We start from the raw sequence: 21,638 nt of genomic DNA, 5'->3' as shown, positions 1-21,638 counted from the left end.
CACGCGCCCGGCCTTGATGCCACGGCCCATGCGGTAGGCACGGTTGATGTCGCGGGTCCACAGCCCGGCGCCCAGGCCGAACTCGGTGTCGTTGGCGATTGCCAGGGCCTCGGCCTCGTCCTTGAAGGTGGTCACGCCCACCACCGGGCCGAAGATCTCTTCCTGGAACACGCGCATCTTGTTGTGGCCCTTGAGCAGGGTCGGCTGGATGTAGTAGCCGGTCGACAGGTCGCCGGCCAGGCGCTCGCTGGCGCCACCGGTCAGTACCTGCGCGCCCTCTTCGCGGGCGATGTCCAGGTACGAGAGGATCTTGTCGTACTGCTGCTCGGACGCCTGGGCGCCAACCATGGTTTCGGTGTCCAACGGATTGCCACGCTTGATCTGGGCGATCTTCTTCATCACCACGGCCATGAACGGCTCGTAGATCGATTCCTGTATCACCGCACGCGATGGGCAGGTGCACACTTCGCCCTGGTTGAAGAACGCCAGCACCAGACCTTCGGCGGCCTTCTCGATGAAACTCGGCTCGGCCTGCATGATGTCTTCGAAGAAGATGTTCGGCGACTTGCCGCCCAGTTCCACGGTGCTGGGGATGATGTTCTCGGCAGCGCACTTCATGATGTGCGAGCCCACCGGGGTGGAACCGGTGAAGGCGATCTTGGCGATGCGCTTGCTGGTGGCCAGCGCTTCACCGGCCTCGCGCCCGAAGCCCTGCACGATGTTGAGCACGCCCGGCGGCAGCAGGTCGCCCACCAGCTCGGCGAACACGGTGATCGACAGTGGGGTCTGTTCAGCCGGCTTGAGCACCACGCAGTTGCCGGCGGCCAGGGCCGGGGCGAGCTTCCAGGCGGCCATCAGCAGCGGGAAGTTCCATGGAATGATCTGCCCGACCACGCCCAGCGGTTCATGGAAATGGTAGGCGGCGGTGTTTTCGTTGATCTCGGCGGCGCTGCCTTCCTGGGCACGGATGCAACCGGCGAAGTAACGGAAATGGTCGGCGGCCAGCGGCACGTCGGCATTCAGGGTTTCGCGAATGGCCTTGCCGTTGTCCCAGGTTTCGGCAATGGCCAGCACTTCGAGGTTCTGCTCGATGCGGTCGGCAATCTTGAGCAGGATGCGCGAGCGGTCCTGCACGCTGGTACGGCCCCAGGCATCGGCAGCGGCGTGGGCGGCGTCCAGGGCGCGCTCGACGTCTTCGGCGCTGGAACGTGGAAATTCGGCGATGACCTGGGCGTTCACCGGCGAGCTATTGGTGAAGTACTGGCCGTTCAGCGGGGCAACGAACTCGCCGCCGATGTAGTTGCCGTAACGCGGTTTGAAGTTGACAAGGGCGCCTTCGGTGCCGGGAGCTGCATAGATCATGTTCGGGCCTCTGTTGATCCGGGCCTGTCATGACGACAGGCGGTGTACGGATCTTAGGCAGCCCGGGGCGGCTGACGAATCGCCCTTTGGCAGAGGACAACTCGTCATTTGGTAGTAGGCGCGGGCGCCGCTACAGGTCCAGGAACAGCGCCCGGGCCGAGCGGCTGTCGATCTGGCTGCGGTAGATCTGGATCACGCGCTCATTGTCGGCGTCTGCCGGCAACTGGTACTGCCCCCCCTCGAACCGCTGTGCGGCGGTTTTCAGATGCGCCGCGGTGTACAGCCCAGGCTCTGCGTCCAGGGTCGCATAATGAAAGTGCGCCACCCACAGCAACTGCCCCGCCTTGTCGTGGATTTCGTACTCCTGAAGGAAATCCTGGGCATGGCCCTTGCGTTTTCGCGTGGGCTTGCGCGGCTGGAGCCTGTGCAGGCTGACCTCGCCCTGGGCCTTGAGGTAGGCCACCCGACTGACCGTCGGCAACTGTGCCAGGGTCATCTGCACACGCAGACGGCGCCCTTCATCACGCAGATGCTTGGCCTGCTCGAGCAGGGCCTTGGCTTGCAGCGCCGCATCCTGGCCGGCAGCAGACCGGTCGGTGTCGTTGCCGGCAGTCAATGTCTGTTCGATCTGCCGGGCCAGCTCGTCAAGCGGGCGCGCCTGCTGCGTCAGGATTTCTTCCATCTCCACCGGAAGCATGGCGGTCCTGGCCTGGGCGACGGCGCGCCTGAGCTGCTGCGCCGAGTCGTTCAGCAACCGCGTGGAGCGCTCCAGCAAGCCCGGTAACTGCGCCTGGGTGGCGCGCGCAGGTGCTGGGCGGGGGCGCTCCACCGGCTGCCAGATACCGGCCTCGGCGGTTTCCTCGTAGCGGGCCAGCTCGCGCTGTTCCACCGGGTCGATCACCACCACCACGTCGCTGTCGGCCCCGGCCAGCCGACGCTGCTGGCCCACCACCACGCCGCGGTTGCGGGTGCGTATCAACGTGCGCGAGCGGCTGCCTGAGGCCGGTGGCGCCGAAGGTTGGCGTGGCAGGTCGCGAATCAGCCCGGCCAGTCGCTTCTGGGCAGCATCATGCAGGGCCTGCAGCACCTGCTGGTACTCCTCCACCTGTGCCGCCCCCTGCAAAACCGCGCTGGAGGCCTTGTACAGCTGGGTGCCCTGCAGTGCACTGGCATAGTGGCGCACACTGCTGTCGAGCATCTGCACCCGTTCCTGATCGGTGAACGCCCCGCCCATCTCGAGCTCCAGTTGCAAGCCCAATCGGGCAGACAACACCGTCTCGTAGATACCCTCGCCTCCGGCGTGCCCGCGGTCTGCCTGCAGCACCAACACCCCCAGCATGTTGATCTGGGACGAACGCCAGGCCTGGACTGCCAGCTCTTCACCGCGCATCGCCTCGATCCTGCTTGCCTGGGCCGGGCCGCCGGGCAGGATCTGGCGCAGCTGCCCGGTCAGGCGATCGAGGGCCTGATAGCAGTCGATGATCTGCTCGGTCAGGGTCTTGGCCCCTTCGAGCAGCACCACCAGTTGCCGATAGGTGGGCGAAGTGCCTTCCAGCACCAGTTCGCGCAGACGGTCCTGACCCTGGCCGCCGCGAAGGTTGTTTATGCCGTCCTTGTTATGCATGAACAGGCTTCGCAAGGCGTACAGCAACTGCACGGTAATGCTGGACTCCTCGAACAGGTAGTTTCCCTGCTGGGCGCGAAAGTTTGCCAGGGTTTTAAGCTGGTTCAGTTGCGCATGGCTTTCGCGCGCCTTGGCCAGCCCCTGCCCGTGCCGTCGCAGATCATCCACATAGCGCTGCAATCGCTCGGCCGAGGGCTGCGGCTCCTGTTTCACCACCTCGTCCAGATCGCGCTTGAGCTGCAAGGCGCTGGCCTGGCGCACCGGCTGGTAGTCGTCCAGTTCCTTCTGCAGAACCTCCACGCGAGCCTGGTTGGCCAGGCGCAACTGCTGGATGCGCCGATTCAGCGGCATGCCGCCACGCAAGCGCAAGCCCAGGTCGAACTGCCAGCTGCCATCGGCGGCGTGCCGCAGCCAGGGCCCGGGACGCTGTTGCGCGTCGCGGATTCGCAGGCCGGCATCCTCCTCCACCACGGGGTAGACCTGCCCGCTGACACCCACCCACAGACGGTCCTCATGCAGGTACAACCCCTGCCAGGGCCCGTGGCTGATCGGTGCTCCCAGCCCCTCGCGGCCCTGCACGCGCTGCAGGGGCACCAGGCGCGCGCGCTGTTCGCCGTTCAGTCGGTCCGCCGCCGCTGCCCAGCTGAAATCCAGGCTGTCCAGCGCCTGGCCCGAGGGCGAAGCAAGGGCATGGCCGAACTCGGGCTCCAGCACCTGGGCCAGCGGCGACTCGCCCCTCTGCGCAGGGGTTGAGAGCTTGAGCCGGGTGGTGTCGGTCCTGCTCGCCAGCGACGTCAGCGCCAGGTTGAACAACCATCCCGCCAGCTGCCCGTCACCCTCGCTCTGGTGTTGCTGCAAGGTATCGCGCAGGCCTGCCGTCAGTTGCACCAGCCAGCCGACCACCGCAACCGGGCCATTGCACAGTGGCAACAGCGTGTTGAACATCAGCCAGCCCAGTTCGGCATAGGCCGCCCAGCGCTGTTCGCTGGATGACTGCGAGCCGGCCCGGGCACGGGCCACCAGTTCCTGGGCGCAGCTACGGTACAGATGCACCAGCGGGTCGCCATCGATCAGCGCGTCGCTGAACGACGCCGGGGCCGGCACCTGAAGGGGAGCGAAGTCCGAGCCGGGCAGAAAGCGCACCGTATGCGGCTGCTCCAGCCCGCCACGCGCGTACACCGGCTGTGCCTTGGCAGGCAGCCGCGCCAGCAGATCGTCGTGCAGCGCGCCGGGCTCGCACAACCGCTCGAACAGGGCCTGGCGCGAGCTGAACTCCTGCAGCGGCTCGCGGTGCAGTGGGCGATACAGCAGGCACGGCCCCTGGCGCGGGTCGCGGCCCTCGACCAGGTACGCATTGAGCGCGACATCGGGGTGTGCACCGGCCTCGCGCAACAGGCCCAACGGACGCAGCACCGCGTCGGTTTCCTCGCCACGGCACAGTGCCGTGACACGCCGGGCACTCAGTGCACTGACCCCTTCGCGTTGACGCAGGCAATACTCCAGCACCAGCATCGGCAGTTGTTCGCGCAACTGATCGACGAACAGCTGCTGGCGACTGGCCGACTGCACAGGGTCATCCAGCAGGCTGTGCTGCAACAGGTCCGGGTAGGTCTGGCCCACGTCCAGGCGGGTGACCTGGGCCTTGATGAATGCAAGATCCAGCCATGTCGGCAGCACTGCGCCGCTGCGGCTGCGCAAGGTGACGCTGCCTGCCCTGAGCAGCCCCAGGTTGCCCACCGCCAGTTGGGCCAGGTTCAGCGTCACCTCGCGAATGCTGCCCGCCGGGGCAAAATCCCCCCCACTGCCGCCGGCGCCGGCAATCACCTGGCGGTTGACCAGCTCGACATCCTCCAGCTCGGCACGGGTAAAGCCCGGGTGCCCGGCATGCACCGCCGCCTGCCACTGGGCCCAGGCGTACTCCGGCATGCCGGGCAGGTCATGCAGGAACGACTGCCCGCCACTGCGCTGCTGCGCCCGCGCCAGGCGCACCAGCATCTCGGTGTACTGCAGGCGCGGCGCCTCGTCAGCGTCGCGCAACCACGTCGGCAACAGCCCGCGCAGGCTGGCCAGGGTCTGGCGCTCGCTCACATCGCACACCTGCACCAGCGAGGTGGCTTCGTCCAGGCGCGCGACCAGCGTCTGCACCGGGTCGACCTGCGAATCGAGAGGTGCGGCGGCGATGGCATCGATCAGGCGCAATTGCTGTTCGAACAACAACCGCGCCTGGGCCTGGAAAATCGACAGTTCGGTCTGGTACAGGTTGAGCTTGAAGGTGCCCGAAGCCTGCGCGCCCCAGCCCCTGGCCAATGCCTCCAGCAGTGCCTGGCGCGAATCGAAGCGATACAGCCCACCCGCCAGGGTGTAGAGCACCACGACAGTGCGCAACTGGCCGAGCACCTGGCGCTCGATCAGCACCGCGCTGGCCAGCTCAGGGTCCAGCCCGCCACCGGGTTCGGTATCCAGGCACAGCAGCGACACGCGTACATCCGCGCCGTTGCCGAACTGCGCGCGCTGCGTCGCCCGTGGATAGATGCCGACCATCGTCGCCGTGGCCAGCTCCAGCCCGTCCAGCACGCCAGCCCCTCGGGCCAGCTCGCAGGCGCTGGAAAAACGGCTTTTGAGGTAATCGGCCAGCCAGTCCCAGCGCGCGGTCTGGCCCGGCTCGGCCTGGCCCCAGTAACGGCTGAGCACACGCTTGTATTCATCGAGCAGCAACGGCCCGCATTCATTGAGCAGGGTTTCGACCGCGTGCAGGTCGACATCGGCGGCCTGCGGATACTCGGCGCCGCGCTGCAGGGTGAGGTAGTCCAGCCCGCTGGCCAGGTTGAGGCAGGTGCGTTCGCAATAGCGCCGTATCAGGGCATCGGCCAGCGAATCGAGCCGCGCGCCCTGCCCCGGCCGCCCCCTGACCAGGGTCAAGGCCGATGGCGCCGGGCCCTTGATCCCGCGCACCTGCCATTGCTGCGCGCACACCTGCGCAGCCACGGCGTGCAACGAGGGCCGGGTGACCATCTGGCGGCCGATGGGGCCGCACAGCGAAGCGTGTATGGCCAACTGCCCGAAAAGCGTATCTGCTGCATCCATGATGCGACTTCCTTGTGAGTAAAGAAGCCGCAGTACAGCGTCACGCCCTGCCGGGCAGGTGGTAGATGTTGCTCAGCGGTCCTTGAACTGAGCCTCGCGCTTGGCGATGAACGCCGCCATGCCTTCCTTCTGGTCTTCGGTGGCAAACGCGGCATGGAACACCCGGCGCTCGAAGCGCACGCCTTCGGACAGGCTCACCTCGAAAGCACGGTTAATGCTCTCCTTGACCATCATCGCCACCGGCACCGACTTGCTGGCGATCTGTGCCGCCACCTTGAGGGCCTCCTCGAGCAGCTGCTCCTTGGGCACGATACGCGCCACCACGCCGGCACGCTCGGCCTCCTCGGCCCCCATCATGCGCCCGCTCAGGCACAGCTCCATGGCCTTGGCCTTGCCCACCGCGCGGGTCAGGCGCTGGGTGCCGCCCATGCCCGGCAACACGCCCAGGTTGATTTCAGGCTGACCGAACTTGGCATTGTCGGCGGCCAGGATGAAGTCGCACATCAGTGCCAGCTCGCAGCCACCGCCCAGGGCGAAGCCGGACACCGCGGCGATGATCGGCTTGCGGCGGTTGGCGATGCGGTCGCTGTCGCTGAACAGGTCGTCGATGTAGATCTGCGGGTAGCTCAGCTCGGCCATTTCCTTGATATCGGCACCGGCGGCGAAGGCTTTCTCCGAACCGGTCAGCACCACGCAGCCGATGTTCGGGTCGGCTTCGAGCTGGTCCAGCGCCTGGTTCAGCTCGCGCACGATCTGCGCGTTGAGGGCGTTGAGCGCCTGGGGCCGGTTGAGGGTGATCAGGCCGACCTTGCCACGGATGTCCAACAGAATGGTTTCGAAACTCATGCAAGCTGCTCCCTTCAAAGATTGCGCGCAATGACCATGCGCTGAATGTCGCTGGTGCCTTCGTAGATCTGGCAAACCCGCACGTCACGGTAGATCCGCTCCAGCGGGAAGTCGCTCAGATAGCCATAACCGCCCAGGGTCTGCAAGGCATCGGAACAGACCTTTTCGGCCATTTCCGAAGCAAACAGCTTGGCCATCGAGGCTTCCACCAGCGCCGGGCGCCCGGCATCACGCAAGGCGGCGGCATGATGCACCATCTGCCGGGCCACGGCGATGCGCGTGGCCATGTCGGCCAGGCGAAACGCCACCGCCTGGTGTTCGATCAGGGGCTTGCCGAAGCTCTCGCGTTCGCGCGCATAGTCACGTGCCACCTCGAACGCGGCCCGCGCCATGCCCACCGATTGCGCGGCAATACCGATGCGCCCGCCTTCCAGGTTGGCCAGGGCGATCCGGTACCCCTCGCCCTCCTCGCCCAGACGATTGGCCAGCGGCACACGCACGTTCTCGAAGACGATCTGGCAGGTATCGGAGGCATGCTGGCCGAGCTTGTCCTCCACCCGCGCCACCTGGTAGCCAGGCGAGTCGGTGGGCACGATAAAGGCACTGATGCCGCGCTTGCCGGCTGCCGGGTCAGTCACCGCGAACACGATCACCACGCCGGCATTCTGCCCCGAGGTGATGAACTGCTTGCAGCCGTTGAGCACATAGTGATCGCCCTCGAGGCGCGCACGGGTTTTCAGGCTGCTGGCATCGGAGCCCGCCTGGGGCTCGGTCAGGGCAAAGGCACCGAGCATCGCGCCCGTGGCCAGCGGCGTCAGAAACTGCTGCTTCTGCTGCTCGCTGCCGAACTTGAGGATCGGCACGCAGCCCACCGAGTTGTGCACGCTCATGATGGTCGAGCAGGCACCATCGCCGGCGGCGATTTCCTCCAGGGCCATGGCGTAGGCGACATAGCCGGTGTCGCTGCCGCCCCACTGCTCCGGCACCAGCATGCCGAACAGGCCCAGCTCGGCCATCTGCTCGATAGCCTCCCCCGGGAAGCGGTGCTCGCGGTCCCACTGCTCGGCAAAGGGCCGCAGGCGCTCCTGGGCAAACTGGCGAACGGCGTCGCTGATCTGCTGTTGTTCATCGTTGACTAGCATGGTGCACCTCAGTCCAGACACTCGACAGCCATGGCCGTGGCTTCGCCACCGCCGATGCAGATGGCCGCGATGCCGCGGCGCAGGCCCTTCTGGCGCAGCGCGGCAAGCAGGGTCACCAGAATACGCGCGCCCGATGCGCCGATGGGGTGGCCCAGGGCGCAGGCGCCGCCGTGGATGTTGACCTTGTCGTGGGGCAGGTCCAGCTGCTTCATCGCCGCCAGGGTGACCACCGCGAACGCCTCGTTGATTTCGAACAGGTCGACCTCGGTCAGGCTCCAGCCGGTGCGCTTGAGCAGCGCATCGATGGCGCCGATCGGCGCGGTGGGGAACAGTGCAGGCTCGTCGGCGAACGCCGCATGCCCGTGGATCACCGCCAGTGGCTTGAGGCCGCGCTGCTCGGCCTGGGACCTGCGCATCAGCACCAGCGCCGCCGCACCGTCGGAAATCGAGCTGGAGTTGGCTGCCGTGACCGTACCGCCTTCGCGAAACGCCGGCCTGAGCTGCGCGATCTTGTCCAGGCGGGCCTTGGGCGGCTGTTCGTCGTGGCTGACCAGGCGGGTCTGCCTGCCCTCGGTCACCTCCACCGGCACGATCTCGGCGGCAAAGCTGCCGTTCTCGATCGCCTGTTGCGCACGGGTCAGCGAGGCAATCGCAAAGTCGTCCTGAGCCTGGCGGCTGAAGCCCTGGGCCTGGGCGCAGTCCTCGGCAAAGGTGCCCATCAGGCGACCCTTGTCGTAGGCATCTTCCAGACCGTCGAAAAACATGTGGTCGATGACCTTGCCGTGGCCCATGCGGTAGCCGCTGCGCGCCTTGTCCAGCAGGTACGGGGCGTTGGACATGCTCTCCATGCCGCCGGCCACCACCACCTCGGCGGTACCGGCCAGCAGCAGGTCATGGGCCATGATCGCGGCTTGCATGCCCGAGCCGCACATCTTGTTCAGGGTGGTGCAGGTGGTGCCCTTGTCCAGGCCGGCCCCCAGGGCCGCCTGGCGTGCCGGGGCCTGGCCGAGACCGGCTGGCAGCACGCAGCCGAACAGCACCTGGTCGACGCTGTCGGCAGCCACGCCCGCACGCTCGACGGCTGCGCGAATGGCGGCAGCGCCCAGTTGCGGTGCAGTCAGGCTTTTGAGATCGCCCTGCAGGCCGCCCATGGGCGTGCGCACGGCGCTGACGATTACGATGGGATCATGGGACATGCTCATGCGGTTCTCCTGAATTACTTGGCAGCCATGCGCAAGGCACCGTCGAGGCGGATCACCTCGCCGTTGAGCATGCTGTTTTCAATGATGTGACGCGCCAGCGCCGCGTACTCCTGCGGGCGCCCCAGACGCGGCGGGAACGGCACGCCGGCCGCCAGCGAGTCGCGTACTTCCTGGGTCATGCCGGCCATCATCGGGGTTTCGAAGATGCCCGGCGCGATGGTCATCACGCGGATACCGAAGCGCGCCAGTTCGCGGGCGGCCGGCAGGGTCAGGCTGGCAATCGCGCCCTTGGAGGCAGCGTAGGCCGCCTGGCCGATCTGCCCGTCATAGGCGGCGATGGAGGCGGTATTGATGATCACCCCGCGCTCGCCGTCGGCGTCGGCACCGCCCTCGGCCATGGCCGCTGCCACCAGGCGCAGCAGATTGAAGCTGCCGATCAGGTTGACGTTGATCACCCGGCTGAAGCTGTCCAGGCCGTGCGGCCCCTGCCTGCCCAGGACCTTCTCGGCGCCGACGATGCCGGCACAGTTGACCAGCCCGTGGAGGCTGCCAAAGGCGCTGACGGCCGCGTCCACGGCGGCCTTGGCCGGGGCCTCCTGACTGATGTCGGCCACGGCGAAACGGGCCTTGTCACCCAGGGCTTGCGCCTTGGCTGCAACGGCCTCGGCGTTAAGGTCCACCAGCATCACCTGGGCACCGGCGCCGATCAGCATCTCGGCGGAGGCGGCGCCCAGCCCGGAGGCGGCGCCGCTGACGATGAAGTTCTTGTTGGCAATTTGCATAAGGGGTCCTCAGGCGCTGGCGACGGGCGCCGGCGCGGTGTGTTGTTTGGCTATTTCCTGATTGCGCAGGATGAAACGCTGCAGCTTGCCGCTCGGGGTCTTGGGCAGCTCGCCGACAAATTCGATTTCGCGCGGGTAGGCATGTGCATAAAGGCGCTGGCGCACATGCTGGCGCAGGTTTTCGGCCAGCTCCGGCGTGCCCTCCACGCCGCTGGCCAGCACCACGAACGCCTTGATCAGTTCGGTGCGCTCCGGGTCCGGCTTGCCGACCACGGCGGCCTCGATCACCGCCGGGTGCTCGATCAGCGCGCTTTCCACATCGAACGGCCCGACCCGATACCCGGAGGTGGTGATCACGTCGTCGCTGCGCCCGACAAAGCTGATGCTGCCGTCTTGGTTCAGCTCCACCGTGTCGCCGCTGAGGTAGTACTTGCCGACGAAGGCCTTGGTCTGGACCCCGTGGTAGCCACCGAACCAGCACAGCGGTGACTGCTCGCGGTCCACCGCGAGGATGCCGGGCTGGCCGGGCGGCAGTTCGTGCTGCTGTTCATCAAGCACAACGATGCGATGACCCGGGATGGCAAAGCCGGCCGAGCCCAGGTGCACCGGGTGACGCAGGCCGTGGTGGTTGCACAGCACCATGCCCAGTTCGGTCTGGCCATAGTGATCGTGGATGGGCACCTGCAGGTGTTCGGCGAACCAGCGGATCACCTCCGGGTTGAGCGGTTCGCCGGCGCTGCTGACCACCCGCAGGCGGCCCTTGATCGGCTCGGCGAAGGCCTGGCCGGCAGCGATCAGCATGCGATAGGCCGTGGGCGACCCGGCCAGGTTGGTGATGGCGTACTTGTCGATCACCCGGCAGGTACTTTCGACACTGAACGGGCCGTCGAAGAAGGTGGTGGCCTGGCCCAGCGCCAGCGGCCCGGTGACGGCGTAGTACAGGCCGTAGGCCCAGCCGGGGTCGGCCAGGTTCCAGAAGTTGTCTTCGGGGCGCAGGTCGATGGCGTCGCGCATGTAGCCCTGAAACGCCACGATGGCCCGCAACGGCACCTCCAGCGGCTTGGCCGGGCCGGTGGTGCCGGAGGTGAACATCAGCAGGAAGGGGGCCTCCCCGGACAACAGCACAGGCGCGCAGTCGGCGCTGGCAGCGTCGAGGGCAGTGTGAAAATCCAGGTCGCCGCTGCCGGCCTGGGCATCGACGGTAATGATCCGCGCACAGCCCTCGACCTCGTCGAGCTTCGGGCGGTTGGTGCGGTCGGTGACCACCACGCGGGCGCCGGAACTGTGCAGGCGGTGCTCGATGGCCTTGGGCCCGAAGGCAGTGAACAGGGGCTGGTAGACCGCCCCCAGGCGCCAGGTGGCGAGCACCGTGACCAGCAGCTCGACGGTGCGCGGCAGCAGCCCCGCCACCCGGTCGCCCGGCCCCACGCCCTGCGCCTTGAGCACATTGGCCAGGCGTGCGGCGCGCTGCTGCAGGTCGGCAAAGGTGTACTGCGCGCAGGCCCCGTCGTGGCGCTCCCAGTACAAGGCCACGCCGCCCTCGGCGGCGTGCCGGTCGCAACACTCGACGCAGGCGTTGAGCGCACCCAGGTTGCCCGCCAGCACGGCATCGGCAGTGTGCAGGTAATCGAAAGCACGCTGCGCGTCGTGGTAATCACGCATTGCCAGACTCCTCGTTTCTTATTGTTGGAATAGAACGAATGATCTGACGATAGTCGCGCCACCAGCGCGCAGCGACAATGGCCAAAGCTGTCAATCTGGATGACTGGTTTGGCCACTGCCTGCACAGCCCCCGGCGCTAGCCCGCAGGCGGCGCGGCAGCCTCCAGCGCCGCCTGGGTCAGGCGCAATGCCAGCGCCTGCACTACCGCCTCGCGTTCGCTGCGCAATGCGTTCATTCGCGTCAGGTACACCCCTTCCTGCAGCGTGCCCTGTTGCGCGGCCAGCACCTCGAGTCGATCCCAGAACGGTTGTTCGACCTGCTCGAACTCGCCTTCGTGAGCCTGGCGCAGGTAGGCCAGCCAGAAATCCCGGCCGCTGATGAACGTTGCCAGCTGGTCGGTCTGCTCGGCAGCCAGCACCACCCGCTGGGCCTCGTGTATCTGTGCCGGGGCCACGGCGGCCACTTCGGCGAACTGCATGTTGCGCGGTTGCCCGGGCAGGTCCAGTGCAGCGGCCAGACGGGTGCGATAGGCCAGGCTCACCTCGACCTCGTCCACCCCACGCGCCTCCTGCGTCCTGGCCTGGATGTCGGCACGCGCGAACTGTTCGACCTGTTCAAGACGAAACAGACGCCGCGCAAAGGCGAGCAACGCTTCGCCCTGCTGCTCGTTCGGGCTATCTGCGCGCACGGTCTGAAACAGCAAATACCGCACTTCGAGCGCACTGTAGGTGGACGACACGCTGTCCACGCACGTGGTCGGGCTGGCCGCCAGCTCGAACAGTTCCTCGCGCAGCGCCGTGTGCTGCGCCATCGCCTCGAGCATGCGCCACACGCGCTGGTCCAGTTCGGCCCGGGTATGCTGGAAATCCGCCGACCCGGTCAGTTCGGTCAGCAACTGGAAGAAGTCTGCGGCGCCAGGCTCTGCAATCAGGCTGTCCCAGTAACGGCTGCGCACATCCAGTTGCGCCTCGTTCGCCAGCTCCAGCCACAGTGCGCGGGCTTGCGCAGTCGTTTCAGCACGTACCATGACACCGGCCGCAGCCTCCACCACGGGCAGCAACTGCTGCAGATCGTTGATGCGGTCCCAGGTGGCCTGCGGCAGGGGGTTACGCTGGAGCAGGTAGATGTTCAGCGACTCGGGCACGAAGAACGTCTCCGGCAACTGGGTGATGAGGTTGTCGCGCAAGTCGACCACATCCAGAAACGGACATTCGAGCAACCCGGTCGGGAACAGCTGCAGGCGCGTACTGCGCAACCACACGTGGCGCAAGTTGTACATGCCGGCCATGTTCGGCAGGATCTCGATGGGATTGTTGTCCAGGTTCAGCACTTCAAGCCGATGCAGGGACGCAAGGGTATTGACCCCGGTGTTGCGCAGGTTGATCTGGTTGAGGTTCAGGTTCACCTCACGCAACCAGTTCATGCCGTTCAAGGCAGGCGGTATGCGCCCGAAGCGGTTGTTGGCCAGGTTGAGCCAGCGCACGCCGACAAAGCGTTGCAGGAAGCTGTTCGACAGCTCGGTCAGGCCCATGCCCACCAGGCTCAGGTCTATCACGTGGGAAAAATCGATACCGGCCCCCAGCGGCGGCAGATGCCCCACCGGCATCGCCACCAGGTTCAGGCGATAGCCGATCAGCGTGCCACCCCCATTGGTCACGCGATCGGTCTGTCGTCGCCAGCACCGGCGCAGCTCATCGGCCACCAGGCGTCGCCACTCGCGGGACTGGCCAAAGACCTCCCGACACCACAGCTGCAGGCTCGCATCGAGGCGCTGGTACTGGTCCAGCAGGCGCATCAGTGCCGTCATCGGTTCAACCGAGCCCCCCTGCAGTTCGGTCAGAAGCACATCGATTTGGAGTTGGTCATAGCCCGGGAACAGCACACGCACCACACTGACCAGGGACCGTCGTGTCGCACTGCCCCGGCCACTGAGCGGATACCCGATGCGACCGTCGGGCAAGCGTTGGGGCGGGCTGAAGCGCCCGGCCGAGCGCGCCTGCCCGATCAGTTGCGCGGCCTCGGAGGGATTGGCCAGGGCCCGCGCAGCCAGGGCCTGGCGCATTTGTGCCGCGCTGTCATGACGCGTCCAGCCCAGGGCGCGACGCTGCTCGCGCGTCAGGCAGCAGGCAATCGCCTCGAACATTCCCTGGGGAGCCGGGATCTCGTCGTCGATCTCGTAGCCTTCAGTGTCGTACACCGAAAACTGCCCGTCGCGACGCACCAGCACGCGGGTCTGGCGGGTATCGCTGAGTGACAACTGGCGCTCGATCACCCGCCCGCTGGACGAACCTTCGCGCAGCTCCAGGTTCAGCCCGTCGGGCCAGGCCGGCATGCGTCGCAGCAAGCCGAAGGCCAGGCCCACGCTGTCGTCACTGTGCACGTTCTGCAGGCACAACCCCTCCAGCGCCCTGCTCAATCGCGCCTCACGCAAGGTGTGGCGTGCCTGCTCGGCGACCGCCAGGGGAATGCGGCGAGTCTGATCCATCATCTGGCGCTGCGTGGCATCGGCCTGCTCTGCCAGCGCCTGGGCATAGCGTCGCGCCAGCCCGGGGAAGTCACGTTGCAACAGGCTCACACGGCTATCGGCAGCGGTCAGCGTGGCCGCCTCAAGGTGCTCGAACAGTTCGAAGCGCAAGCGCGGCATCTGCTCCCAGATGTGATCGAGCTCCGAGTCCTGCCCCGCGTCTTCGACACCCTGCAGATGCTCCCTGCAGAAGGCATGGAGCACAGGGTCCAGGCCCTGGGCATCGGTTTGCCGGTGCAGACGCTCGAAGAATGTCGAGATGCGCGTATCGATACCGAAGCGGACCAGGGTATCGCGCAGGCGAACCGGCATGCCCCGGTTCTCCACGTGCAGGCCGCGCAAACGCGCCTCGTCCATACCGGCAATCACCATGACCTGGTCGATCTGCGCATCGCTCAGCCCTTCGGCCAGCGGGCCCAGGCGCCGCACCAGCAGGGCATTGCCCGCCCACTGCAGCGCATGCTCGCCAGGCAGGCGCCAGGCGCCTTCGCCATTGGTTTCCAGGCCGGGCGAGTAGGCTTCGGCACGCTGCGGGTGCACCAAAACCCAGCGCCCATCGCGCTGCTGAACCTGATAGGTCTGCCCTTCATGCCTGAGCCACAGCGCGCCTGCATCCTCATACAAGCCATCGCTGCGCGGCACCAGGGTTTCAGGCAAAGGGTGGGCATGACGGTAGCTTGCCAGGTCTTCGTTCCACAGCCTGTATTGGCCCGTGCTGCGCACTATCGGCATGAGGCCGTCGACGAAGGCCGAACGTTTGGCCACCGCCACCAGGCCCGCCACTCCCGCCCCTGTTGCAACGCTGGCCAGCACGTTTTCGGCCACGCCGGTCAGATGCGCCAGGGCCTCCTTGCGCTGGCCCTTGCTCCAGTCGACGGCGCCCTCATAGACCTCGTCCAGCAACTGCCCGACGCTACTGAGCAGCATGATCTGGCCAACCCCGGGGACGAACGAGGCCGCTATGCCGAGCAGGGTTTCACCTGCGGCCAGGTAGGCCTCGCGACGTGCTTCGGCCAGCGCATCGTCGACCCTGGCCGTAGGCACGGCAAGCACCGCTGCGTCGGCCTTGAGCCGGGCGATACGCCATTGCGCAAGGCTGGCGAACAACTCTCCGGCCAGCGGGTAATCGAGCAGCTCCAGGTCCGGGCGCGCCGCGTCTCGCTGCGCCTGCCAGGCCGCGCCGAAAGCTGCACGCTCCTGCAGGCTGATCAGGCTCTGGAAGTAGCTCAGGTAATCAGCCGATTTCAAGGCCAGGCCCAGATCGGTTGCACAGGCATACCAGGTCGGATACTGACGCAGCGGGCGCTGCGGATCGCCAGGCAGAAACACCACCACCTGGCGCACCAGGCCGGCCTCGGTCCAGCGTATCGCCCCCTCCAGGGGTTCGCCACGGGCCAGAAAGGCGACCGCGCCCTGTACCTGCTGCCCCAGCACCTCGATGCTGCGCACCCTTACCGGGTGCTCGGCGTAAGTCACCTGGCTCGCCCCGTCGACCACCTGGCGCAGCATGCGGTAGGCCACCTCGTCGATGTCCTTTTTCAGGTAGCCGACCTGGGCGGCCACATCCAGCTGATCGCGCTGTTCGCGGGCCAGCAGCGCATGGCGCTGGCGCTTGAGTGCGTCATCCGGCGGGTCGAGCACACTGTCCAGATGAGCCTGATACTTCTGGCCCAGGTCCAGCGTGCGGCACAGGCCGGCAAACCGCTCGGGCGCGACGCCCAGTGCCTGACCCGCAGACACGATCGCCGTGCCGCGAAAGAATCCCCAGTAGCCGCCGGCAGTCTCGCTGAAGTTCTGCAGGGCACGCTGCAACAGCGGGCTCTGGATCTCGATCGCCTCCAGATAAGGCATGGGCGTGGCCGAAAGCCCCGGGCGGTACTGACGCAGGCGCACTTCCTTCCAGTGCGCCGCACGCGTGTCCAGTTGCAGCCCCAGGGTGTCGCGCAAGGCCTTGTCCAGCAGGGGCGCAGCGAACACGTCGGGCGACTGCAGGAGCTGGAACAACTCGGTCAACGCTTCAAGCGACGCCTGATGCCGGATCAATGCAGCGCTCACTGCGCGCGCCTGTTCCCTGGATGCCGTGCGCAGCCAACCCGGCAGGCGTTCGGCGATGAATTGATCGAGAATGGTGGGATCGTCTGTGGTGCCGGTGGTTTTGCGGGTGCTCGAGGTCGGGCTCATGGCGCCTGCTCCATCAAGGGGTGGGCACCCAGACTAGGAACAGCCCCACCGGCAAGGGAGCGGGAAGGCTTGCCTCGCGGCCTCAGCCCGAACCCAGCACGAGGCTGCGGTAATGCCCGGGGTTGCACCCCGACCACTTGCGAAAGGCCTTGTAGAACGAACTGGTGTCGGCAAACCCCAGGCGTTCGGCGATCTCCACGTAGCTGACCTGCGCATCGGCCAGCCAGCCGATGGCCAGCTCGCGGCGCACGCTGTCCTTGAGGGCCTGGTAGGTCTGGCCCTGCTCGGCCAGGCGTCGACGCAGGGTGGAGGCCGACAGGCACAGCTGCTGGGCCAGTGCCTCGGCATCCGGCCACTGGCTGGCGGGCAACTGGCGCAGGTCGTCGCGGATACGCCGCGCCAGGCTGGTGGGGTCGCGGTACTTCACCAGAATGTTGGCCGGCGCCTCGGCCAGAAAACGCTGCAGCTCTTCGGGTGTGCGCCTGAGCGGCAGGTCCAGGCAATCGGCAGCGAAAATCAGCCGCGTGCGTGGGCGCTCGAACTGCAGGTTCTGTGAAAACATCACGCGGTAGTCATCGCAGTAGTCCGGCTCGGCGCAGCGCAATTCGATGGCCAGAATCGGAATGCGCCGACCCGCCAGCCAGCAGGCCACACCATGCACGATCATCCAGAAGGTGAAATAGGTGAAGGGTCGGCGCGGCGCCTCGGCGGGTTCGCCGATCACGATTTCAGCCAGGCTCTGCTGGCGCACCAGCACCGGGTGCAGGTGCTCGAGCATCAGCGACAGAAACCCCAGCGCGCACTCCAGGCCCGCGCCCAGGGTCGGCTGGGCCATGGACGAGCGGCAGATGAACGCCAGGCTGCCGCTGCGCAGCCCACGCGGGTCCATGCAGAAGAACTCGTCGTTGCAGCGCCGCGCCAGCAGCCGCCACAGCCGGGCATAGGCACTGGCCGGCACGCGGGCCTGGGGCTGCTCCAGTTGCTGCGGGTCGATCCCCACCCGCTGCAGCAACGCCGCAGCCGCCGCGCCGGGTGCGCTGCTTTGCAACAGGGCCTCGCGCACCAGTTGCATGGAGATGGTGTCTTTCTCCTTCATCGACCCTCACTCGTGTTGCAGGTGGTGTGTGCCGGCCATCTTAGGGGGCCGACGGCAAAACGCCAACGCCGTGTCATGCCGATGACGCCAGCCCGAGAAAGGCCTGGATCAGGCGCAACTCGCGGCGCCGCTCCAGGCAACCGAGCATGTGCTGGTTGACCAGCCCTGGCCCCTCTATGGGCCGGGCCACCACCCGCGGATCGTGGCTGGTCTCCATCGACGAGACGATACCCAGCCCCAGCTGCGCGGCCACCGCCTCGGTCACCGCTTCGCGGCTGTCGAGCTCCAGCAGCACCCGTGGCTGCACCCCGGCCCGGGCACAGGCCTGGTCGAAGGTGCGCCGGGTGATCGAGCCGGGTTCGCGCAGCACCATGATCTGCTGGTCCAGTTCGGCAAGGGGCAACTCGGGGCGGCTGGCCCAGCGATGGCCGGCCGGCAGCAAGGCACAGATACGCGACGACCCCAGGGCCTGCAGGTGCAGGCCCTTGCGCGGTTCGACCTCGGTCAGCACGGCCACGTCGGCATGCTCGGACAGCAGCGCCGCCAGGGTTTCCTGGGCATTGCCCAGGCGCAGGTTGACCGTGATGCCGGGGTAGCGCACGCGCAGCTGGGCCAGCATCGGCATGACCTGGTGTGGCCCGTCGGCGGCAACTTCCAGGCGCCCGGTAAGCAACTGGCGGTTGGCTTCGAGCATTACCTGCGCCTCCTCGGCCAGGCCGAACATCGCGCGGGTGATGGCGGCCAGGCGGGTGCCCTCCTCGGTCAGCTCCACACGCCGCGCAGTGCGCCGCAGCAGGGTGATCTGGTAATGCTCCTCGAGTGCCTTGATGTGCCCGGTAACCGCTGGCTGGCTGATGAACAGGCGCGCGGCCGCGCGAGTAAAGCTGCCCTCGCGGGCCACCGCATCGAAAGCGCGAAGCTGGAACAGGTTCATATCTATCGGCCTGACTTATGGTTGGCATAACGACAAACAATTTGATTGATGAAGCGCGCAATTGCAACGTAGGCACCGTAGTTTCAGCCCACCGCTTGCGAGGAGCATCGCCATGACCCACACCCCCGTCCTGCTGACGCCGGGCCCCCTGACCACCTCGGCACGCACGCGGCAGGCGATGATGCTCGACTGGGGCTCATGGGACCGCGAATTCAACACCTTGACCGCCAACCTGTGCCAGCAGTTGCTGAGCATCGTCAATGGCCACGCCAGCCACCACTGCGTGCCCCTGCAAGGCAGCGGCACCTTCGCCGTGGAGGCGGCCATCGGCACGCTGGTGCCCCGTGACGGCAAGGTGCTGGTACTGGTCAACGGCGCCTATGGCCAACGCCTGGCCAGGATCTGCCAGGTGCTGGGCCGCGCATTCACCACCTTCGAGACCGCCGAAGACCAGCCCACCACCGCCGCCGATGTCCAACGCCTGATCCGCGCCGATGCCAGCATTACCCACGTGGCGCTGATTCACTGCGAAACCAGTACCGGCATCCTCAACCCGCTGGCGCAGATCGCCCAGGTCGTCGCCGATCACGGCAAGCGCCTGATCATCGACGCCATGAGCTCGTTCGGCGCCCTGCCGATCGACGCGGCCCAGGTGCCTTTCGATGCCCTGATCGCGGCGTCTGGCAAGTGCCTCGAAGGCGTACCGGGCATGGGCTTCGTGTTCACCGACAAGGCCGCACTGGCTGGCGCCGAGGGCAACTCGCCGTCGCTGGCCTTGGACCTGCATGACCAGCATGCCTACATGGCCCGCACCGGCCAGTGGCGCTTCACCCCGCCCACCCACGTGGTGGCGGCGCTGCACGAGGCGCTGCTGCAGTACCACGAGCAAGGCGGCCTGGCGGCGCGCCACCAGCGCTATGCAAGCAACTGCAAGACCCTGCTCGACGGCATGGCGGCCATCGGCTTGCGCAGCTTTCTGCCCGCCACCATCCAGGCTCCGATCATCGTCACCTTCCACGCCCCGCGTGACCCGCGCTACCAGTTCGCGGACTTCTACGAACGGGTCAAGGCCAAGGGGTTCATCCTCTATCCCGGCAAGCTGACCCAGGTCGAGACATTCCGCGTGGGCTGCATCGGCTGCGTCGGCCCCCACGAGATGCGCGCCGCGGTCCGGGCCGTGGCCGATGCGCTGCGGGAAATGGAAGTGCTGCACATCTGATTCCGTTTTATTCCCCTTTTCTGCGGTATACCGAACAAGGAACGCAATGATGAACTACAGCAACCCCACAAAGCTGCAAGCGGCCATTCTCGACTGGGCCGGAACCGTGGTCGACTTTGGCTCGTTCGCCCCCACGCAGATCTTCGTCGAGGCCTTTGCCGAATTCGATGTACAGGTGTCCATCGAGGAGGCCCGCGGCCCCATGGGCATGGGCAAGTGGGACCATATCCGCACGCTGTGCGACCAGCCGCAGATTGCCGAGCGCTATCGCGCGGTGTTCGGCCGCGTGCCGAGCGATGATGACGTGACGGCGCTCTACAACCGCTTCATGCCGCTGCAGATCGAAAAGATCGCCACCCATTCGGCGCTGATCCCCGGCGCACTGCAGACCATCAGCGCCCTGCGCCGGCAGGGCCTGAAGATCGGTTCGTGCTCCGGCTATCCGAAGGTGGTGATGGACAAGGTAGTGGAACTGGCTGGGCGCAATGGCTATGTGGCCGACCATGTGGTGGCCACCGACCAGACCCCCAACGGTCGCCCGTGGCCGGCCCAGGCGCTGGCCAACGTGATTGCGCTGGGTATCGACGATGTGGCGGCGTGCGTGAAGGTGGACGACACCGTACCGGGCATTCTGGAAGGGCGTCGTGCCGGCATGTGGACCGTGGCGCTGGTGTGCTCGGGCAACGCGCTGGGGCTGACCCATGAAGGTTACCTGGCACTGGATGCCGAGCAACTGGCCAGCGAGCGTGCGCGCATTCATGCGCTGTTCGAAGGGTCACGCCCGCACTACCTGATCGACACCATCAATGACCTGCCGCAGGTGGTGGAGGATATCAATCGGCGTTTGGCGCAGGGTGAGATGCCGCAGGGGGTGTAGACCGCGTTGGGCTTTCGCCGGCAAGGCCGGCTCCTACAGCCGGCAAGGCGGCTCCTGCAGGCCAGGAGCCGCCCTCGCCAGCCAAGGGCGCGCCTGGGCCCTATGCCAGGTGCCGCGCCACCCACGCCGCATAACTGTCGATGAAGCTCTGCAGAAACGGCCGGGTCTTCTCAGAAAGCTTGCCATGCTCGTCGAACAGCGTCGCCGCCCCACCCACATAGGCCTCTGGCTGCTGCATGCAGGGCACATCGAGAAACACCAGGGACTGGCGCAGGTGGTGGTTGGCACCAAAGCCCCCCACCGCCCCCGGCGACACACTGATCACCGCCCCCGGCTTCTTGCTGAACACGCTCTGCCCATACGGGCGCGAGCCGACGTCGATGGCATTCTTGAGCACGCCAGGCACCGAGCGGTTGTACTCGGGGGTCACGAACAGCACCGCGTCGCTGGCACGCACCTTGTCGCGAAAGGCCTTGTAGGCTGCCGGTGGGTCGGTATCGATATCCTCGTTGTACAACGCCAGCTCGCCAATTTCGACGATACCGAGCTTGAGGCTGGCCGGTGCCAGCTCTGCAAGCGCCCTGGCGACCTTGCGGTTGATCGACTCCTTGCGCAAGCTGCCTACCAACACCGCAACCGAATAGACCTGGCTCATGACCACGCTCCAACCTGATCGACATAGAGAAGTGGTAGTTATAGACGCTACGGCGCGGCCCACAGGTTTTTTTCCAGGGGGACTAAACTTCCCAGGCAAAACAGTGGTCTATGGCCCATAGAGAACATTTCAGAGGGCACACGCCAAATGACAGCAGTACTGGTCGGACAATTTCATGCTCGGGATGCTGAAGGACGCATCTACCCCGTTCATGAATTTCAGGAAGCCACCCTGCAGGCCGATGGAAGTGCCGACTCCTTGCCGATCACCAGCTATCGCCTGGCCATCGGCGATCGGGTCAACCACCTGGGCGAGGATCGCTTCGAGCTGGTACAGAGCGGCGTGGAGATCACCCGTATCCCCTAATGCACCGCGCGGCCCGAGCAATCCGGCCGCGCCCTTTGCTTCAGGCAAACAAAAAGGGCGACCCTTGCGGGTCGCCCTTTTT

14 protein-coding genes are annotated in these 21,638 nt (G+C 66.5%); 3 read left to right on the top strand and 11 right to left on the bottom strand.

Annotated features, from left to right (window positions below):
- The 10 genes from DN387_RS17210 to DN387_RS17165 form a co-directional block, all read right to left on the bottom strand.
- Window positions 1–1,362, bottom strand: a 1,362-nt coding sequence (locus DN387_RS17210; RefSeq protein WP_254506146.1) for an aldehyde dehydrogenase family protein, incomplete at its 3' end; no start/stop codon positions are given.
- A 130-nt stretch (window positions 1,363–1,492) separates the two neighbouring features.
- Window positions 1,493–6,070: a hypothetical protein gene (locus DN387_RS17205; RefSeq protein WP_054915722.1), complete on the bottom strand. Its 4,578-nt coding sequence runs from the start codon at window positions 6,068–6,070 to the stop codon at window positions 1,493–1,495.
- Between the two features lie 72 nt (window positions 6,071–6,142).
- Entirely contained in the window at window positions 6,143–6,916 is a 774-nt protein-coding gene (locus DN387_RS17200; protein ID WP_043860114.1) for an enoyl-CoA hydratase, read from the bottom strand.
- A gap of 14 nt (window positions 6,917–6,930) precedes the next feature.
- Entirely contained in the window at window positions 6,931–8,058 is a 1,128-nt protein-coding gene (locus tag DN387_RS17195) for an acyl-CoA dehydrogenase (protein ID WP_054915721.1), read from the bottom strand.
- An 8-nt stretch (window positions 8,059–8,066) separates the two neighbouring features.
- Window positions 8,067–9,260 (bottom strand): acetyl-CoA C-acyltransferase, encoded by a 1,194-nt coding sequence (locus tag DN387_RS17190; RefSeq protein ID WP_054915720.1) that lies wholly within the window; start codon window positions 9,258–9,260, stop codon window positions 8,067–8,069.
- Window positions 9,261–9,274: 14 nt separating this feature from the next.
- The gene (locus DN387_RS17185) at window positions 9,275–10,042 is read right to left on the bottom strand and encodes an SDR family NAD(P)-dependent oxidoreductase (protein ID WP_054915719.1); all 768 of its coding nucleotides are present in this window, start codon (window positions 10,040–10,042) and stop codon (window positions 9,275–9,277) included.
- A gap of 9 nt (window positions 10,043–10,051) precedes the next feature.
- Window positions 10,052–11,704 (bottom strand): AMP-binding protein, encoded by a 1,653-nt coding sequence (locus DN387_RS17180; RefSeq protein WP_054915718.1) that lies wholly within the window; start codon window positions 11,702–11,704, stop codon window positions 10,052–10,054.
- 136 nt (window positions 11,705–11,840) lie between these two features.
- Window positions 11,841–16,409 carry an NEL-type E3 ubiquitin ligase domain-containing protein gene (locus tag DN387_RS17175; protein ID WP_054915717.1) on the bottom strand — a complete coding sequence of 1,523 codons (4,569 nt, stop codon included), beginning with the start codon at window positions 16,407–16,409 and terminating at the stop codon, window positions 11,841–11,843.
- A gap of 82 nt (window positions 16,410–16,491) precedes the next feature.
- Window positions 16,492–17,505, bottom strand: a complete 1,014-nt coding sequence (locus tag DN387_RS17170) for an AraC family transcriptional regulator (RefSeq protein ID WP_043859675.1) — start codon at window positions 17,503–17,505, stop codon at window positions 16,492–16,494.
- A 73-nt stretch (window positions 17,506–17,578) separates the two neighbouring features.
- Entirely contained in the window at window positions 17,579–18,439 is an 861-nt protein-coding gene (locus DN387_RS17165) for a LysR substrate-binding domain-containing protein (RefSeq protein ID WP_054915716.1), read from the bottom strand.
- A 112-nt stretch (window positions 18,440–18,551) separates the two neighbouring features.
- Between DN387_RS17165 and DN387_RS17160 the strand changes: the two genes are divergently transcribed.
- Together DN387_RS17160 and phnX are read left to right on the top strand one after the other, a co-directional pair.
- Window positions 18,552–19,658, top strand: a complete 1,107-nt coding sequence (locus tag DN387_RS17160) for a 2-aminoethylphosphonate--pyruvate transaminase (protein WP_054915715.1) — start codon at window positions 18,552–18,554, stop codon at window positions 19,656–19,658.
- Between the two features lie 49 nt (window positions 19,659–19,707).
- Window positions 19,708–20,535 (top strand): phosphonoacetaldehyde hydrolase, encoded by an 828-nt coding sequence (gene phnX / locus DN387_RS17155; protein WP_054915714.1) that lies wholly within the window; start codon window positions 19,708–19,710, stop codon window positions 20,533–20,535.
- 100 nt (window positions 20,536–20,635) lie between these two features.
- Here the strand turns inward: phnX and DN387_RS17150 are convergent, their stop codons facing one another.
- A complete protein-coding gene (locus DN387_RS17150; protein ID WP_043859679.1) occupies window positions 20,636–21,190 on the bottom strand; it encodes an NADPH-dependent FMN reductase in 555 nt (184 codons plus the stop codon).
- A 147-nt stretch (window positions 21,191–21,337) separates the two neighbouring features.
- Between DN387_RS17150 and DN387_RS17145 the strand changes: the two genes are divergently transcribed.
- On the top strand, window positions 21,338–21,556 hold the full coding sequence (locus DN387_RS17145) for a hypothetical protein (protein WP_043859680.1): 219 nt from the start codon (window positions 21,338–21,340) through the stop codon (window positions 21,554–21,556).
- Window positions 21,557–21,638 lie beyond the last annotated feature (82 nt).

The sequence above is a fragment of the Pseudomonas sp. FBF18 genome, assembly GCF_024261405.1.
GTDB classification, from domain to species: Bacteria; Pseudomonadota; Gammaproteobacteria; order Pseudomonadales; family Pseudomonadaceae; genus Aquipseudomonas; species Aquipseudomonas palmensis.
This window is presented reverse-complemented; position numbering and strand designations above follow the sequence as displayed.